The following is a 13,855-nucleotide window of genomic DNA, read 5'->3' on the forward strand; positions in this document are numbered from 1 at the left end:
CTGCAAACGCTTGCCGCGACGGCGGATTTTCGTGCGCCAGGCCGCACAGCAATGTGTCGCGGCAGTTAAACAATTGATTACATCGGGAAAACGATAATTAAAAAAATATCGCAGCGCGGCAAAATCGGGCACAAGCATTGACACGCTTTGCAATGGGGAGCAAGAATGTCCTTCACCCACGGGACAGGTCGTGACGAGCGCCGCAACGGCGCCCGTATGCGTACCACCTGCCTCTCAACCAGTCCTTCGGGACACATCGGTCAAAAGCAGGCATGACGGCATCTCAACGTTCCAAGACTGCCCCGGGCACGGGCGCCTCAACTGATGGTGCGACGCGCGGCAATCCGCCTTTTGCTCCCGACGCAGCCGGCATGCAGCAGTATCTCGACGCGTGGACGAACGCCTGGAAGAGCGCCCTGAATGCTGCGCAGCAAACCGGCGGCGCGGCGCAGCAAGCGCCCTTCGCGGGACTCGCGGCCAACTGGTGGCCGCCGGCGGGCAACGGCGCGCCGGGCAATCCTTTCGCTGCGGGTAATCCCTTTGCCGCAGGCAACCCTTTCGCTGCGTCCAATCCTTTCGCTGCGGGCAATCCATTTGCAGCCGGCAATCCCTTCGCCGCGGGCAATCCGTTCGCTGCCGGCAGTCCTTTCGGCGCAGCCAATCCGTTCGGTGGCGCGAACCCGTTTGAAGGTTTCAAGCTTCCCACGGCATCGATCGAACCCACGCGCCTTCAGCATCTGCAGGCGGAATATTCGCGCGACGCGCTCGACTTGCTGCGTCAGGCCACCGACACCACGCCCAAGGCGCCCGAACTCAAGGACCGGCGCTTCAGTTCCGACGCCTGGAAGGCCACGCCCGCGTATGCATTCACGGCGGCGTGGTATCTGCTCAACGCGCGCTACCTGCACGAACTCGTCGACGCGCTCGATACCGATGCGAAGACGCGCGAGCGCATTCGCTTCGCCGTTCAGCAGTGGACCGCGGCAGCTTCGCCCAGCAACTTCCTCGCGCTCAATCCCGACGCGCAGAGCGCCTTGCTCGAAACCCATGGCGAGAGCCTGCGCCAGGGTGTGATGAACCTGATCGGCGACATGTCGCGCGGCAAGATTTCGCAAACCGACGAGTCGCGCTTTGTGGTGGGCCGCAACCTCGCGACCACCGAAGGTTCGGTCGTGTTCGAAAACGCGCTATTCCAGCTGATCCAGTACAAGCCGCGCACGGCCACCGTGCGCGAGCGGCCGCTTCTGATCGTGCCGCCGTGCATCAACAAGTACTATATCCTCGACCTGCAGCCCGAGAACTCGCTCGTCGCGTATGCGCTGGAGCAGGGGCAGCAGGTGTTCCTCGTCTCGTGGCACAACGGCGACGCGTCGATCGCGGACCGGTCCTGGGACGACTACATCGAAGAGGGCGTGCTCACGGCGATCGAGACGACGCGCAGCATCAGCGAGCGCGAGCAGATCAACACGCTCGGTTTTTGCGTGGGCGGCACGCTCCTCGCCACGGCGCTGGCCGTCGCCGCGGCGCGCGGCGAACATCCCGCTGCATCGATGACGCTGCTCACCGCGATGCTCGACTTCGGCGACACGGGCGTGCTCGATGTGTTCGTCGACGAAGCCCACGTGCAGATGCGTGAGCAGACCATCGGCGGCAAGAACGGCGGCACGCCGGGGCTCATGCGCGGCGTCGAGTTCGCAAACACGTTCTCGTTCCTGCGGCCCAACGATCTGGTCTGGAACTACGTCGTCGACAATTATCTGAAGGGCCGTACGCCCGCGCCGTTCGACCTGCTGTTCTGGAACAGCGACTCGACGAGCCTGCCGGGGCCGATGTACGCGTGGTACCTGCGCAATACGTACCTTGAAAACAAGCTGCGTGAGCCGGGCGCGCTCACGGTGTGCGGCGAGGAAGTGGATCTGTCGCGCATCGACGTGCCGACCTTCATCTACGGTTCGCGCGAGGATCACATCGTGCCCTGGCGCACGGCGTATGCGTCGGTGCCGTTGCTGTCCGGGCCGCTGAAATTCGTGCTTGGCGCGTCGGGCCATATCGCCGGCGTGATCAACCCGGCATCGAAGAACAAGCGCAGCTTCTGGAGCGTCGAGGCCGACGCGAAGCATCTGCCGGAAGAAGCCGACGACTGGTTCGCGGTTGCCGAGGAAAAACCCGGCAGCTGGTGGCCGACCTGGGCCGAATGGCTCGATCAGTACGGCGGCAAGAAGGTGAAGCCGCGTGCGCAAGCCGGCTCGGCGGAATTTCCCGAGATCGAGCCGGCGCCGGGGCGCTATGTGCAGCAGCGCGATTGAGGCAATTGAAACGCTTGCTGCGGAATTCGGATTAACAACTTGACGGGCGGGGCGCATGGCGCGCCACCAAGTCGCCCGGAGGATCTGGAAATGACTGACATTGTGATCGTTTCGGCCGCACGTACGGCAGTAGGTAAATTCGGCGGTTCGCTCGCGAAGGTGGCGGCGCCCGACCTGGGCGCGATCGTCATCAAGGCCGCGCTCGAGCGCGCGGGTGTGAAGCCCGAGCAGGTGAGCGACGTGATCATGGGTCAGGTGCTGACGGCCGGTTCGGGCCAGAACGTGGCGCGCCAGGCATCGATCAAGGCGGGCCTGCCCGCGGCCGTTCCCGCCATGACGATCAACAAGGTGTGCGGCTCGGGCCTGAAGGCGGTGATGCTCGCGGCCAACGCGATCATCGCGGGCGATTCGGACATCGTCGTGGCCGGCGGCCAGGAGAACATGAGCGCCGCGCCGCACGTGCTGCCGGGCTCGCGCGACGGCTTCCGCATGGGCGACGCGAAGCTCATCGACAGCATGATCGTCGACGGCCTGTGGGACGTGTACAACCAGTACCACATGGGCGTGACGGCAGAGAACGTCGCGAAGGAATACGGCATCACGCGCGAAGAACAGGACGCGTTTGCGGCGCTCTCGCAGAACAAGGCGGAAGCCGCGCAGAAGGCGGGCCGTTTCGACGAAGAGATCGTCTCGGTGGAAATTCCGCAACGCAAGGGTGAGCCGCTGCAGTTCAGGACCGACGAGTTCGTGCGCCACGGCGTGACGGCCGAATCGCTCGCGGGCCTGAAGCCGGCGTTCAACAAGGAAGGCACGGTGACGGCGGCGAACGCGTCGGGCATCAACGACGGCGCAGCCGCGGTCGTGGTGATGTCGGCGAAGAAGGCCGAGGCGCTGGGCCTCACGCCGCTCGCGCGCATCAAGGCGTACGCCAGCGGCGGCGTCGATCCGAAGGTGATGGGCATGGGCCCGGTGCCGGCGTCGAAGCGGGCGCTGGAGCGCGCGGGCTGGTCGGTGAACGATCTCGATCTCATGGAGATCAACGAGGCGTTCGCGGCGCAGGCGCTGGCCGTGAACAAGCAGATGGGCTGGGACACGTCGAAGATCAACGTGAACGGCGGGGCGATTGCAATCGGTCACCCGATCGGCGCGTCGGGCTGCCGGATTCTCGTGACGCTGCTGCACGAAATGCAGCGCCGCGACGCGAAGCGCGGCCTGGCCTCGCTGTGCATCGGCGGCGGCATGGGCGTGGCGCTCGCGCTCGAGCGCGCTTGATGTCACTGCCGGAGCGGACTGCGAGTGGTCCGCTGCGGCGCTTGTGACCAGCGGGGTGACCAATAACCGCGAACGGCGCAGCCGGAAAACGATAATGGAGTGTGGTTTATGTCAGAGCGTATTGCGTATGTAACGGGCGGGATGGGCGGCATCGGCACGGGCATTTGCCAGCGCCTCGCCAAGCAGGGTTTCAAGGTGGTCGCAGGCTGCGGCCCGCATTCGCCGCGCCGCGCGAAGTGGCTGGAAGACCAGAAGGCGCTCGGTTTCGACTTCGTGGCCTCGGAAGGCAACGTGGGCGACTGGGATTCGACGCGCCAGGCGTTCGACAAGGTCAAGGCCGAGGTCGGTGAAATCGACGTGCTCGTGAACAACGCCGGTATTACGCGCGACGTCGTCTTCCGCAAGATGACGCGTGAAGACTGGACGGCCGTGATCGACACCAATCTCACGAGCCTCTTCAACGTCACGAAGCAGGTGATCGACGGCATGGTCGAGCGCGGCTGGGGCCGCATCATCAACATCTCGTCGGTGAACGGCCAGAAGGGCCAGTTCGGGCAGACCAACTATTCCACGGCCAAGGCCGGCATTCACGGCTTCACGATGGCGCTGGCCCAGGAAGTGGCGACCAAGGGCGTGACGGTCAACACCGTTTCGCCGGGCTATATCGGCACGGACATGGTGAAGTCCATCCGTCCTGACGTGCTGGAAAAGATCGTCGCGACGATTCCCGTGCGCCGTCTCGGCGCGCCGGAGGAAATCGCGTCGATCGTGGCGTGGCTCGCGTCCGACGAGTCAGGCTTCGCAACCGGTGCTGACTTCTCGCTGAATGGCGGGTTGCACATGGGCTGATCCCGAGCGCAGCGCGCCTGCAGGGGACGCGCGAAGCTGGGATCGAGGACGGCAGCGGGCCTGTTTGCTCACCGGGGCAGGCCGTTTCCGGGCTAGACCAACGCGCGACGGCAATGGCCGCCGCGCGTTGGCGCTAACAAGGGCGACACATGACGACTACAAAGAAAACCGCCGAACGTCTCATCAAGAAATATCCGAATCGTCGGCTGTACGACACGGAGACGAGCACGTACATCACGTTGACGGACGTGAAGCAACTCGTGCTGGAGCAGGAGGAGTTCAAGGTCATCGACGCGAAGACCAACGAGGATCTGACGCGCAGCATCCTGCTGCAGATCATTCTCGAAGAGGAAAGCGGCGGTCTGCCGATGTTCTCGTCATCGATGCTGTCGCAGATCATCCGTTTCTATGGACATGCGATGCAGGGCATGATGGGCACTTACCTGGAAAAGAACATCCAGGCGTTCATCGACATCCAGAACAAGCTCGCGGACCAGTCGAAGAGCCTTTACGAAGGCAACGCGATGAATCCCGAAGTCTGGTCGCAGTTCATGAACATGCAGGCGCCGATGATGCAAGGCATGATGACGAGCTACATCGAGCAGTCGAAGAACATGTTCGTGCAGATGCAGGAGCAGATGCAGAACCAGGCGAAGAACATGTTCAGCAGCTTCCCGTTCAAGCCCGTGACGCCGGGCGGCGCGGCGGCGCCGGCACAGGGCGCGCCTGAAGGTGGCGAAGAAGAGAAGAAGTAAGCGGCGCGGCGCACACGGCGGGTGGCGCGCGCCGCCAGGTCGCGGTGCGCTGTCGCTTACCCGGCGCGCCGTGGCGGCGCGTTGCCGCGCGAGCGCTGTGCTTCGCTTTGCGAGGCGGCTGGCGCGGGTGCAATGCCGCCGCCCTCATTTGCCATCAAGCGCTTTGCAGGTCGCGCAACGCTTCAGGGTGCGCCACGGCCACCCGCAAGAGGGTTTGCGCGGCGCCGGTCGGCTTGCGGCGGCCTTGCTCCCAGTCCTGCAGCGTGCGCGTGGAAACGCCCAGCAGTGCTGCGAACGCGCTTTGCGAGAGGCCGGCCCCCGCACGCGCGAGCGCGGCGGCGGTGGGCTTGTGGCCCGTGACGCGCAATGCGCCACTCGAGGCACGGCGGCATGCTTTCAACTCGCGCGCCGGCTTTAGCAGTTCAGGCTGAAACAGTTCCATTTTCTCGTTCATGTTTTCGTTCTCTCCGCGCAACGGTCCAGGTTGCGTTGTCCGTGCTCGAGGCGCACCCGGCGAAAATTATCCGGATGCGCAGTTCACAGGCGAGCGATAGCTGAACGAAGTTTGATTCCGTCCATATTCAATCCGACCCCGGCGCCACGACGCGCGCATCCACCATGCTGCGCCGCACGATACGCCAAACGGGTAAAATGGCGGATTGGCTTGACCCCGCGCGGCGCTACCTTCGCTCTGCGCCCCACATCCGGACGTACACGTGAAAAACCCTGTTGAATCAATGACCTCCCGCAATCCTGCTCCGCGCGTCGGGATGGTTTCCCTCGGCTGCCCGAAGGCGCTTGTCGACTCCGAGCAGATCATTACCCAGCTGCGCGCCGAGGGGTACGAAATCTCGGGGTCCTACGACGGCGCGGATCTCGTGGTCGTCAATACCTGCGGCTTCATCGACGAAGCGGTGCAGGAGAGTCTCGACGCCATCGGCGAAGCGCTTTCCGAGAACGGCAAGGTGATCGTCACCGGGTGTCTCGGCAAGAAGGCGAGCGCGAGCGGCTCGAACCTGATCGAGGAAGTGCATCCGAAGGTGCTTGCCGTGACCGGCCCGCACGCCGTGGGCGAAGTCATGCAGGCCGTGCACAGCCACCTGCCTAAACCGCACGATCCGTTCGTCGACCTCGTGCCGGCGGCGGGCATCAAGCTCACGCCGCGCCATTACGCGTACCTGAAGATCTCCGAAGGCTGCAACCACCGCTGCACGTTCTGCATCATCCCGTCGATGCGCGGCGACCTCGTGTCGCGCCCGGTCGCCGAGGTCATGCTCGAAGCGGAAAACCTCTTCAAGTCCGGTGTGAAGGAGCTGCTCGTCATTTCACAGGACACGAGCGCTTACGGCGTGGACGTGAAGTACCGCACCGGCTTCTGGAACGGCAAGCCGATCAAGACGCGCATGACCGACCTCGTCGCGGCATTGGGCGAGCTGGCTGCGCAATATGGCGCCTGGGTGCGCCTGCACTACGTCTACCCGTATCCGAGCGTGGACGAAGTGATTCCGATGATGGCCGAAGGCCCGTTCAAGGGCCACGTGCTGCCGTATCTCGATGTGCCGTTCCAGCACGCGCATCCCGAGGTGCTCAAGCGCATGAAGCGTCCCGCAAACGCGGAGAAGGTCATGGAGCGCGTGAAGGCCTGGCGCGAAATGTGCCCCGATCTCACGATCCGCAGCACGTTCATCGCCGGCTTCCCCGGCGAGACCGAAGCGCAGTTCGAAACGCTGCTCGACTTCATCCGCGAGGCCGAACTCGACCGCGTGGGCTGCTTCGCCTATTCGCCGGTCGAAGGCGCAACGGCGAACGAGCTCGACGGCGCGCTGCCCGACGACGTGCGCGAGGAACGCCGCGCGCGCTTCATGGAAGTGGCGGAGCAGGTCTCGGCCAAGCGCATCCAGCGCAAGGTGGGCAAGACCCTCAAGGTGCTGATCGACGAGATCAACGTCGACGGCGGCATTGGCCGCACTGCGGCGGATGCGCCCGAGATCGACGGCGTGGTGTATGTCGCGCCGGCGACCAAGGCATCGAAGCGCTACAAGGTCGGCGACTTCGTTTCGGTGAAGATCACCGGCGCGGATGGCCACGATCTCTGGGGCGAGGTCTGAGGGGCATGACGAGCGTCGCTCCGCAAGTCCTCGCTTATGGCGAGGCCATGGTCGAGTTCAACCAGGCGTCGAAAGACCGCCCCGAGTATTTGCAGGGCTTTGGCGGCGACACGTCGAACTTCGCCATCGCGGCGGCTCGCCAGGGCGCACGCACGGGTTTCGTCTCGGCCGTCGGCGACGATCATTTCGGACGCCTCCTGATCGACCTGTGGACGCGGGAAGGCGTCGACACCTCGACGGTGCGGGTGGACGCCACGGCGCCTACGGGCGTCTACTTCGTCTCGCACGGCCCGGCCGGCCATGCCTTCGACTATCTGCGCAAGGGTTCGGCCGCGAGCCGTTACACACCGCGCGATTTGCCGCTCGACATCATCGCGGCTGCGCGTGTGCTGCATCTTTCCGGCATCAGCGTGGCGATCAGCGATAGCGCCTGCGACGCTGTACTCGCCGCCGTCGAGCATGCCCGCGCCAACGGCGTGCGCGTGAGCTTCGACACCAACCTGCGCCTGAAGCTGTGGCCGCTCGCGCGCGCCCGCGCCGTGATGAACGAGGTGCTGCGCCTCACCGATATCTGCCTGCCCAGCTGGGACGACGTGGCGGTGCTCACAGGCCTCGACGATCGCGACGCGATCCTCGATTACCTGCTCGCGCGCGGCGCCCGAGTGGTCGCGTTGAAGCTGGGCAAGGACGGCGCCTATGTGGCGACGCCCGACGAACGGCGCGTCGTGCCGGGCCACGTGGTCGCGGCTGTGGATGCCACGGGCGCTGGCGACTGCTTCGGCGGCGCATTCGTCGCGCGGCTCGCAGCCGGCGACGATCCGTTCGCGGCGGCGCGCTATGCGAACGCGGCCGCCGCGCTTTCGACGCTCGGCTTCGGCGCGGTTGCGCCAATCCCGTATCGCCAGGATGTCGAGCGTTTGCTGGCAAATCTGCCTGAAAGCGCAGCACACGAATAACAAGATTCATCCATCCAGGAAGACGAGGAGCAAGACTATGGAACGCGAAGTAGTGGTGGCAAGTGGCGTGCGCACGGCAATCGGCGACTTCGGCGGCAGCCTGAAGGACTTCTCGCCGACGGATCTCGGCGCGCGCGTGGTGCGCGAAGCGCTCTCGCGCGCGAACGTGGAAGGCGACGCGGTGGGTCACGTGGTGTTCGGCAATGTCGTGCACACGGAGCCCAAGGACATGTACCTCGCGCGCGTGGCCGCCATCAACGGCGGCGTTGCGCAGCACGCGCCGGCCTTGACCGTGAACCGCCTGTGCGGCTCCGGCCTGCAGGCGATCGTTTCGGCGGCGCAAACCATTCTGCTCGGCGACGCCGATATCGCGATCGGCGGCGGCGCGGAAAACATGAGCCGCGCGCCGTACTCGATGCCGGCCGCCCGTTTCGGCCAGCGCATGGGCGACACGCAGCTCGTCGACATGATGACCGGCGCGCTGCACGACCCGTTCCAGACGATCCACATGGGCGTGACGGCGGAAAACGTCGCGAAGAAGTTCGGCATCACGCGCGAGGCGCAGGACGCGCTCGCGCTCGAATCGCATCGCCGCGCCGAGCGTGCGGTCGTCGAAGGCCGCTTCAAGGATCAGATCCTGCCCATCTCGATCAAGTCGAAGAAGGGCGAAATGCTGTTCGATGCCGACGAGCACGTGCGCCATGGCGCGACGCTCGAGGACTTCTCGAAGCTCAAGCCCGTGTTCGCGAAGGAGAGCGGCACGGTGACGGCGGGCAACGCGTCGGGCATCAACGACGCGGCCGCCGCGGTGCTGCTGATGAGCGCGGACGCTGCCCGCGCGCGCGGCGTGAAGCCGCTCGCGCGCCTCGTCTCGTACGCGCACGCGGGCGTCGATCCGGCGTACATGGGCATCGGCCCCGTGCCGGCCACGCAGAAGGCGCTCGAGCGCGCGGGTCTCGAGGTCAGCGACCTCGACGTGATCGAAGCCAACGAAGCCTTTGCGGCGCAGGCCTGTGCGGTGTCGCAGGAGCTCGGGCTCGACCCGGCCAAGGTCAATCCGAACGGCTCGGGCATCTCGCTCGGCCATCCGATCGGTGCGACCGGTGCCCTCATCACCGTGAAGGCGCTTTATGAACTGCAGCGTATCGGCGGCCGCTACGCGCTCGTGACGATGTGCATCGGCGGCGGCCAGGGGATTGCGGCCATCTTCGAACGGATTTGACGCCGACTCGTGACGCGCGGCTCGCGGCTCGCGCAAGGCCGCTGCGCAAGTGAAGGAAGGATGCAGATGGAAGGATTGACGCAAGCACAGCGGCCGCCGCGCGCGGCCGCCCGACAGCGCAGCGCCAGCAAGGCGCGCGGCTGGATCGTGGCCGTGGCCGCAGCGGCCATGGTCCTCGCGCTGCCGATCGCGGCGCACGCGCAGGACGCAGGCGCGCAGCCGCCGGTCAAATCCACGCTCAAGCCGAACCCCGAGTTCGCGAAGCTGCCGCAATACGTCGGCACGCTCGGCAAGCGCCAGATCGTCATGCGTCTCGGCGCCAAGGCCGGCGACGACGACCCGACCGGCGTGCATGGCGAATACCAGTTCACGGACACCGGCGAGGTGATCCTGATCGCCGGCGATCGCGCCGACGCGACGCTCGAAGCCGAGGACTCGAACGACGGCACGCATATCACCGGCAACTGGGTGGGCACGTTCGCCGAGGACGGCTCGCTTTCGGGCGACCGCATGGACCCGGACGATTCCCATCCGGTGCCGTTCGATCTGAAGCCGCTCGCGGCGGGCGCCGCGGCTCCGGCCGTCTCGACCGGCGCGGCGAGCGCGAGCGCGTCGACGTCGAACGGCGCACATGCCGTGAACGGCGTGAGCAATCTCATCCTCGGGCAGTAAGCGCCGCTGCGGGTGTTACTCTTCGGTATGCGGCGTTGCGCGCGCCATCGCGCAAGCCGCGCGCCGCAACGTCATCGCGCCTCAACCGAATACGCTCCGACATGACCAAATCCGACTCCAGCCGCGCATTGCAGACGCGCATCGTTCATCCGCAAGACGACCTCACGCCCGGCTTCGAGTCGTTCGCCGCGCCAGTCACGCGGGCTTCGACCGTGGTGTTTCCCGACCTCGCTTCGGTTCGCGCGCTCGACTGGCGCAACGACGCGCAATGGCGTTACGGCCTGCACGCCACGCCCACCTCGGCCATGCTGCAAAAGCGCATCGCCGAGATCGAAGGCGGCGAGCATGCGCTGCTGCAACCCTCGGGCCTCTCGGCCATCTCGAACGTCTACTTCGGGCTGCTGAAGTCGGGCGACGATGTGCTGATTCCCGATAACGTCTATTCGCCGAACCGCGACCACGGCGATTGGCTCGCGCGAGACTTCGGCCTTACGGCACGCTATTACGATCCGATGATCGGCGCGGGCATCGCCGAGCTGATCCAGCCGAACACGAAGCTGATCTGGCTGGAAGCGCCCGGCTCGGTGACGATGGAAGTGCCCGACGTGCGCGCGATCACCGCGGCGGCGCGCGCACGCAACGTCGTGACGGCCATCGACAATACGTGGTCGGCGGGCCTCGCTTTCAGGCCGTTCGAGCACGGCATCGACATCTCGGTGCAGGCGCTCACGAAGTATCAATCGGGTGGCAGCGACGTGCTGATGGGCGCGACCATCACGGCCGACCGCGATCTCTATCTCAAGCTGAAGGCCGCGCGCATGCGGCTTGGCATCGGCGTCTCGGTCGACGACTGCTCGCTCGTGCTGCGCGCGCTGCCGAGCATGAAGGCGCGCTTCGAGGCGCACGATCGCACCGCGCTCGGACTCGCGAGCTGGCTCAAGACGCGCCCCGAAATCGCGGTGATGCTGCATCCGGCGTTCGAAGACTGCCCGGGTCACGAGTTCTACAAGCGCGACTTCACGGGCGCGGGCGGTCTCTTTTCCGTGGTGTTCGACGAGCGCTATAGTGCGGCGCAGATCGACACGTTCTGTGAGTCGCTCGAACTCTTCGCGTTGGGCTGGAGCTGGGGCGGGGCGCATAGCCTGGCAATGCCGTACGACGTCGGTTCGATGCGCACGGCCGAGAGCTGGCCGCATCGCGGCACGCTGGTGCGTTTCTACATCGGCCTCGAAGACGAAGCCGATCTGCGCGCCGATATCGAGCGCTCGCTGGCCAGGCTCGCGGAAAAAACAAGCACCCCTGAATAACCTGCATAAAGCCACAACGGCCGCTCGCGTCCACAAGGACACGAGCGGCCGTTGGCGTGTCTGCCTGCCGCGAAACCCGAATCAGAACAGACGCAACAAGCCGTCGAGCCCGACGAAGTTGAACGCGATGCTCGCCGCCTCGCGTACCACGGGCTTCGCGCGGAACGCGACCGACAAACCGGCCACGCCCATCATCTTGAGGTCGTTCGAGCCGTCACCCATCGCGATTGCGCGGCGCGGGTCGATGCCGATTTCGGCACAGGCTTCGACGAGCGTACGCGCCTTCACGTCGGCGTTGACGATCTCGCCCGTCACGCGGCCCGTGAGCTTGCCGTCGACGATCTCTAGCGTATTCGCGCGCGTGTAGTCGAGCCCGAGACGCGCTTTCAGGCGCTCGGTGAAGAACGTGAAGCCGCCGGAAACCAGTAGCGTCTTCAGCCCCGCGGCCTTTGCGCCCGCGAGCATCGGCTCGGCGCCCGGCGAGAGCTGCAGGCGTTCCTCGTACACGCGCTCCAGCGCGCTCGCGTCGAGCCCCTCGAGAAGCGCCACGCGGCGCGTGAGGCTTTCGTTGAAGTCCTTGATCTCGCCGCGCATCGACGCTTCGGTGATCGCCGCGACCTCGGCCTTCAGACCGCAGAAGTCGGCGATTTCGTCGATGCATTCGATCGTAATGAGCGTCGAGTCCATGTCCATTGCCAGCAGGCCGAAATCGGCGAGCGTGCGGCCGGCGTCGACGAACGCATAGTCGAGCTGATGCGTGCCGCAGTAGACCTCGAGGTCGGCGCGCTGGGCCGGCTCGGCGTTCTCGATGCGCAGCGCGTGGGCGTCGATCGGCGCGAGGCGGCTGCCGCGGGCGAGGCCGAGGAGCGGCTTGTGATGGACGGTGTCGAGCGGGGCGGGACTCTGGATGACGAGGTTCATGGCAGGACGGGCAAAGCCGACGCGCGGCGTCGTCGGATCGATCGGATGAATAAGGGCGCAGTCGCGCGTGTGCGTGCAAGACCTCGCAGTGCTCCCTGCAATGCGCGGTAAAGCCCGTCATTGTAACGTCCCGCCGACCGCTGCGGTCGCCTGCGCCGCCCGTCGCGTTGGTGCGCCTGGCGGATGCTTCCCCGTTTTTGGCGTGCGTTTGCGAACACCTTACAGCGACGAAAGCGCCCATTCGAGGCACAATGAAAGTTCATGCGGCGATCCGACGGGGGCGGCCGCCGCGTGCCGTCAACCGAACGTGTCGCGACTCGCGTCGCGCGATGCGTCATGTGCGCCAAGGCGCCAGGGGAACCGGTATGCAGGACGCTCGCAAGGCCCCAACCACGACATCTGCCCGAACGCCGCGCGGCGAGCGGGCCCCGACATCGGACGCCGCCGCACCGGCCACGCCTGGCGCGTCCGTGCACCGCTTGCCTCGTAGCGCACGGCCCCGGCGCGACGACTCAGCCGACAGCGAAATCGACGGCATACGCATCACGAGCGCAAGGCGCGTCATCGATGCGGACAGCGGCACGCACAAGCTCGAACTCGTACGCTACTACGAGCGCGCCGCGCGCTGGATCCTGCCGCATCTGGCCGATCGCCCCGTGTCGCTCGTGCGGGCACCACGGGGCTTGAGCGGCGAGATGTTCTTTCAGCGCCATCGCGCTCGCGCCCCGCTGCCTGAACTCAGCGAACACGAAGGGCTAGACCCGGGCCATCCGCCGCTGCTCACGATCAATACGGCGCGAGCGCTGATCAGCGCCGCGCAGATGGATGTCATCGAGCTGCACACGTGGAACGCCTGCGTCCACGACATCGAGCGGCCGGATCGGGTCGTGTTCGACCTCGACCCCGATCCGGCACTGGGCTGGGACCGCATGATCGAGGCGGCGCAGTCCACGCGCGCCTTGCTTGCGGAGCTGAGGCTGGAATCGTTTTGCAAGACGAGTGGCGGCAAGGGGCTGCATATCGTCGTGCCGCTCACGCCGGAGGCGGGCTGGGACGACGCGAAGGCGTTCGCCCGTGCGATTGCGCAGCATCTGGCCTCCGTCTGGCCCACGCAGATCACGGCCACCATGGGCCCCGAACATCGCAAGAAGAAGATTTTCGTCGACTATCTGCGCAATGCGCGCGGGGCGAGCACGGCGCTCGCGTATGGCGTGCGGGCGCGGCCGGGCCTGGGCGTGTCCGTGCCGATCGGCTGGGACGAACTGGAGGCGACGACGGGCGGCGCGCAATGGACGCTTGCGACGATCGACGCGCGCCTCGCACAGATCGAACAAGCCGACCCCTGGGCCGCCTATGGGCGCGTGCGCCAGACGTTGACGGCGGAACTGACGCTGGGTCTCGAAACCGCCGGCAAGTAGCGGCACCAGGTGAGGGTTGGCGCGTGCCGTGTATGCATGGCGCGTCGTCGCACGGCAAGCAAATCGCTC

12 protein-coding genes are annotated in these 13,855 nt (G+C 66.0%); 10 read left to right on the forward strand and 2 right to left on the reverse strand.

Annotated elements, in window-relative coordinates:
• The first annotated feature begins 371 nt into the window (after nucleotides 1–371).
• The 4 genes from phaC (at nucleotide 372) to phaR (ending at nucleotide 5,182) form a co-directional block, all read left to right on the forward strand.
• Nucleotides 372–2,306 carry a class I poly(R)-hydroxyalkanoic acid synthase gene (phaC, locus tag AB4Y43_RS04445; RefSeq protein WP_368727114.1) on the forward strand — a complete coding sequence of 645 codons (1,935 nt, stop codon included), beginning with the start codon at nucleotides 372–374 and terminating at the stop codon, nucleotides 2,304–2,306.
• A gap of 90 nt (nucleotides 2,307–2,396) precedes the next feature.
• Entirely contained in the window at nucleotides 2,397–3,578 is a 1,182-nt protein-coding gene (locus tag AB4Y43_RS04450; protein ID WP_342945703.1) for an acetyl-CoA C-acetyltransferase, read from the forward strand.
• Between the two features lie 108 nt (nucleotides 3,579–3,686).
• Complete coding sequence (locus AB4Y43_RS04455; protein ID WP_069268124.1) at nucleotides 3,687–4,427, forward strand: 3-ketoacyl-ACP reductase; 741 nt, start codon at nucleotides 3,687–3,689, stop codon at nucleotides 4,425–4,427.
• 149 nt (nucleotides 4,428–4,576) lie between these two features.
• Nucleotides 4,577–5,182, forward strand: a complete 606-nt coding sequence (phaR, locus tag AB4Y43_RS04460; RefSeq protein ID WP_133186007.1) for a polyhydroxyalkanoate synthesis repressor PhaR — start codon at nucleotides 4,577–4,579, stop codon at nucleotides 5,180–5,182.
• Between the two features lie 154 nt (nucleotides 5,183–5,336).
• Here the strand turns inward: phaR and AB4Y43_RS04465 are convergent, their stop codons facing one another.
• Entirely contained in the window at nucleotides 5,337–5,636 is a 300-nt protein-coding gene (locus AB4Y43_RS04465) for a DNA-binding transcriptional regulator (protein ID WP_069268122.1), read from the reverse strand.
• Between the two features lie 283 nt (nucleotides 5,637–5,919).
• On the opposite strand from AB4Y43_RS04465, the gene rimO reads away from it, so the two are divergent.
• From rimO to AB4Y43_RS04490, 5 genes are all read left to right on the forward strand, one after another.
• The gene (gene rimO / locus AB4Y43_RS04470) at nucleotides 5,920–7,290 is read left to right on the forward strand and encodes a 30S ribosomal protein S12 methylthiotransferase RimO (RefSeq protein ID WP_368604218.1); all 1,371 of its coding nucleotides are present in this window, start codon (nucleotides 5,920–5,922) and stop codon (nucleotides 7,288–7,290) included.
• A gap of 5 nt (nucleotides 7,291–7,295) precedes the next feature.
• A complete protein-coding gene (locus tag AB4Y43_RS04475; RefSeq protein WP_368727115.1) occupies nucleotides 7,296–8,246 on the forward strand; it encodes a sugar kinase in 951 nt (316 codons plus the stop codon).
• A 37-nt stretch (nucleotides 8,247–8,283) separates the two neighbouring features.
• Nucleotides 8,284–9,468, forward strand: a complete 1,185-nt coding sequence (gene bktB, locus AB4Y43_RS04480) for a beta-ketothiolase BktB (protein ID WP_368727116.1) — start codon at nucleotides 8,284–8,286, stop codon at nucleotides 9,466–9,468.
• A 66-nt stretch (nucleotides 9,469–9,534) separates the two neighbouring features.
• The gene (locus AB4Y43_RS04485; RefSeq protein ID WP_069268118.1) at nucleotides 9,535–10,140 is read left to right on the forward strand and encodes a hypothetical protein; all 606 of its coding nucleotides are present in this window, start codon (nucleotides 9,535–9,537) and stop codon (nucleotides 10,138–10,140) included.
• A gap of 101 nt (nucleotides 10,141–10,241) precedes the next feature.
• The gene (locus AB4Y43_RS04490) at nucleotides 10,242–11,447 is read left to right on the forward strand and encodes a cystathionine beta-lyase (protein ID WP_069268117.1); all 1,206 of its coding nucleotides are present in this window, start codon (nucleotides 10,242–10,244) and stop codon (nucleotides 11,445–11,447) included.
• Nucleotides 11,448–11,528: 81 nt separating this feature from the next.
• On the opposite strand, the gene serB is transcribed toward AB4Y43_RS04490, so the two are convergent.
• Nucleotides 11,529–12,368: a phosphoserine phosphatase SerB gene (gene serB, locus AB4Y43_RS04495; protein WP_342945706.1), complete on the reverse strand. Its 840-nt coding sequence runs from the start codon at nucleotides 12,366–12,368 to the stop codon at nucleotides 11,529–11,531.
• Between the two features lie 470 nt (nucleotides 12,369–12,838).
• Between serB and ligD the strand changes: the two genes are divergently transcribed.
• Nucleotides 12,839–13,786, forward strand: a complete 948-nt coding sequence (gene ligD / locus AB4Y43_RS04500) for a non-homologous end-joining DNA ligase (protein ID WP_342945707.1) — start codon at nucleotides 12,839–12,841, stop codon at nucleotides 13,784–13,786.
• Nucleotides 13,787–13,855: the final 69 nt, after the last annotated feature.

It is taken from the genome of Paraburkholderia sp. BR10872, assembly GCF_040965835.1.
GTDB lineage: Bacteria > Pseudomonadota > Gammaproteobacteria > Burkholderiales > Burkholderiaceae > Paraburkholderia > Paraburkholderia nodosa_A.

Bases quoted from the DNA above. Each gene is read 5' to 3' on its own strand.
- phaC (WP_368727114.1), top strand. From the start codon at position 372: ATGCAGCAGTATCTCGACGCGTGGACGAACGCCTGGAAGAGCGCCCTG.
- AB4Y43_RS04450 (WP_342945703.1), top strand. From the start codon at position 2,397: ATGACTGACATTGTGATCGTTTCGGCCGCACGTACGGCAGTAGGTAAA.
- AB4Y43_RS04455 (WP_069268124.1), top strand. From the start codon at position 3,687: ATGTCAGAGCGTATTGCGTATGTAACGGGCGGGATGGGCGGCATCGGC.
- phaR (WP_133186007.1), top strand. From the start codon at position 4,577: ATGACGACTACAAAGAAAACCGCCGAACGTCTCATCAAGAAATATCCG.
- AB4Y43_RS04465 (WP_069268122.1), bottom strand. From the start codon at position 5,636: ATGAACGAGAAAATGGAACTGTTTCAGCCTGAACTGCTAAAGCCGGCG.
- rimO (WP_368604218.1), top strand. From the start codon at position 5,920: ATGACCTCCCGCAATCCTGCTCCGCGCGTCGGGATGGTTTCCCTCGGC.
- AB4Y43_RS04475 (WP_368727115.1), top strand. From the start codon at position 7,296: ATGACGAGCGTCGCTCCGCAAGTCCTCGCTTATGGCGAGGCCATGGTC.
- bktB (WP_368727116.1), top strand. From the start codon at position 8,284: ATGGAACGCGAAGTAGTGGTGGCAAGTGGCGTGCGCACGGCAATCGGC.
- AB4Y43_RS04485 (WP_069268118.1), top strand. From the start codon at position 9,535: ATGGAAGGATTGACGCAAGCACAGCGGCCGCCGCGCGCGGCCGCCCGA.
- AB4Y43_RS04490 (WP_069268117.1), top strand. From the start codon at position 10,242: ATGACCAAATCCGACTCCAGCCGCGCATTGCAGACGCGCATCGTTCAT.
- serB (WP_342945706.1), bottom strand. From the start codon at position 12,368: ATGAACCTCGTCATCCAGAGTCCCGCCCCGCTCGACACCGTCCATCAC.